Origin of the sequence: Chryseobacterium mucoviscidosis (assembly GCF_002177115.1) — a bacterium.
GTDB classification, from domain to species: domain Bacteria; phylum Bacteroidota; class Bacteroidia; order Flavobacteriales; family Weeksellaceae; genus Chryseobacterium; species Chryseobacterium mucoviscidosis.
This window is the reverse complement of record NZ_MVAG01000141.1, coordinates 1-2559: the sequence shown is the minus strand read 5'-3', so window position 1 is coordinate 2559 and position 2559 is coordinate 1. Positions and strand designations below refer to the sequence as shown.

2 tRNA genes and 2 rRNA genes are annotated in these 2559 nt (G+C 46.2%); all 4 read left to right on the top strand.

The features are described from left to right. A 16S ribosomal RNA gene (locus B0E34_RS17540) occupies positions 1 to 256 on the top strand; the annotation flags it as partial. 199 nt (positions 257 to 455) lie between these two features. After that, a tRNA-Ile gene (locus B0E34_RS17535) sits at positions 456 to 529 on the top strand. Positions 530 to 612: 83 nt separating this feature from the next. Next, positions 613 to 689: transfer RNA gene (locus B0E34_RS17530), tRNA-Ala, on the top strand. A gap of 172 nt (positions 690 to 861) precedes the next feature. Next, a 23S ribosomal RNA gene (locus tag B0E34_RS17525) occupies positions 862 to 2559 on the top strand; the annotation flags it as partial.

Sequence of the window (2559 nt, the reverse complement as noted above, 5' to 3'; positions counted from 1 at the left end):
ATCTCGAAAGCCGGTCTCAGTTCGGATTGGAGTCTGCAACTCGACTCTATGAAGCTGGAATCGCTAGTAATCGCGCATCAGCCATGGCGCGGTGAATACGTTCCCGGGCCTTGTACACACCGCCCGTCAAGCCATGGAAGTCTGGGGTACCTGAAGTCGGTGACCGTAACAGGAGCTGCCTAGGGTAAAACAGGTAACTAGGGCTAAGTCGTAACAAGGTAGCCGTACCGGAAGGTGCGGCTGGAACATCTCATTTTAGAGCGTTGAAGAACGTTAAACAAAATTAGTGTAGCAATACACAAAGCACTTACTTAAAGAAAAGCTTTAGTTTTTTATTTGGTTGATATATATAAAAAATACAAAACCCACTAGAAATTAGTAAAAGGGAAAGAGATTGAGAAATGAAGAAGGGGAAAAGTATATTACTTATTACTCATCACCCATTACTCATACAAAGTCTCGTAGCTCAGCTGGTTAGAGCGCTACACTGATAATGTAGAGGTCGGCAGTTCGAGCCTGCCCGAGACTACTAATTAAGGCGGCTGGCAAATAGCTTATGGCTGATGGCAAAAAAGCCAAAAGCAAATAGCAAGAAGCCAACAGCACCTAGAGGGGGAATTAGCTCAGCTGGCTAGAGCGCCTGCCTTGCACGCAGGAGGTCAAGGGTTCGACTCCCTTATTCTCCACCAATTGGGTTTCAAGTTTAATATTCAAAGTTTCAATAACAGAAAATGAGAGCCATTTTCTATGAACCAAGAACCTTAAACTATGAACCAGAAATAAGATCATTGACATTAACGGTAAAGACATCACAAAGAGAAAACCGAGCACTTATAAGTGCTTGAGTAACCTAAAAATAGGAAAGAAATCGTTAAGGGCGTATGGCGGATGCCTAGGCTTTCAGAGGCGACGAAGGACGTGGTAAGCTGCGAAAAGCTGCGGGGATTGGCACACACGAATTGATCCGCAGATGTCCGAATGGGGCAACCCGGCATATTGAAGATATGTCACCCAGCAATGGGAGCAAACCCGGAGAACTGAAACATCTAAGTACCCGGAGGAAAAGAAATCGAAGAGATTCCGTAAGTAGTGGCGAGCGAAAGCGGATTAGCCCAAAAGTCTTTATATGTTTAAAAGAATGTTCTGGAAAGAACAGCCATAGAGGGTGATAGCCCCGTATTTGAAAGGCATATTTGGATGATAAATGAGTAGGGCGGGACACGTGAAATCCTGTCTGAATATGGGGGGACCATCCTCCAAGGCTAAATACTCCTGAAAGACCGATAGTGAACAAGTACTGTGAAGGAAAGGTGAAAAGCACTTCGAATAGAAGGGTGAAATAGAACCTGAAACCGTACGCCTACAAGCGGTCGGAGCAGATTAATTCTGTGACGGCGTGCCTTTTGCATAATGAGCCTACGAGTTAATTTTACTAGCGAGGTTAAGGTATTAAGTACCGGAGCCGGAGCGAAAGCGAGTCTGAATAGGGCGAATAGTTAGTAGGATTAGACGCGAAACCTTGTGATCTACCCATGGGCAGGTTGAAGCTTTGGTAACACAAAGTGGAGGACCGAACCGGTTGACGTTGAAAAGTCTTCGGATGACCTGTGGGTAGGGGTGAAAGGCCAATCAAACTGGGAGATAGCTCGTACTCTCCGAAATGCATTTAGGTGCAGCGTCGTATATAAGTTTATTAGAGGTAGAGCTACTGATTGGATGCGGGGGTTTCACCGCCTACCAATTCCTGACAAACTCCGAATGCTAATAAATGTTCTACGGCAGTGAGGGCATGGGTGCTAAGGTCCATGTCCGAGAGGGAAAGAACCCAGACCAACAGCTAAGGTCCCCAAATTTCTGTTAAGTTGAAGCAACGCGGTTGGACTGCATTGACAGCTAGGATGTTGGCTTGGAAGCAGCCATTCATTTAAAGAGTGCGTAACAGCTCACTAGTCGAGCGGTCCGGCATGGATAATAATCGGGCATAAACAGAATACCGAAGCTATGGATTTATAATTAATTATATCTGGTAGGAGAGCATTCTATCGGCGTAGAAGCTGAGTCGTGAGGCTTGGTGGAGCTTATAGAAAAGAAAATGTAGGCATAAGTAACGATAAAGGGGGCGAGAAACCCCCTCACCGAAAGACTAAGGTTTCCTCAGCCATGCTAATCAGCTGAGGGTTAGTCGGGACCTAACGCGAACCCGAAAGGGGTAGTGGATGGACAATGGGTTAATATTCCCATACTTGCTCACACTAAAAAGGGGACGGTTCGATGTAGCTATTGAAGACGGACGGAAGTGTCAAGGCTTAGCCTTCGGGCGAAGCTGTTATAGTGTAATCGGATCCAAGAAAAGCCGAAGTGAAGCAACCCGTACCAAAACCGACACAGGTGGTCGAGGAGAGAATCCTAAGGTGCTCGAGTGAGTCGTGGCTAAGGAACTAGGCAAAATAGTCTCGTAACTTCGGAAGAAGAGACGCCATCAGCAATGGTGGCCGCAGTGAAGAGGCCCAGGCGACTGTTTATCAAAAACACAGGACTCTGCTAAATCGAAAGATGCTG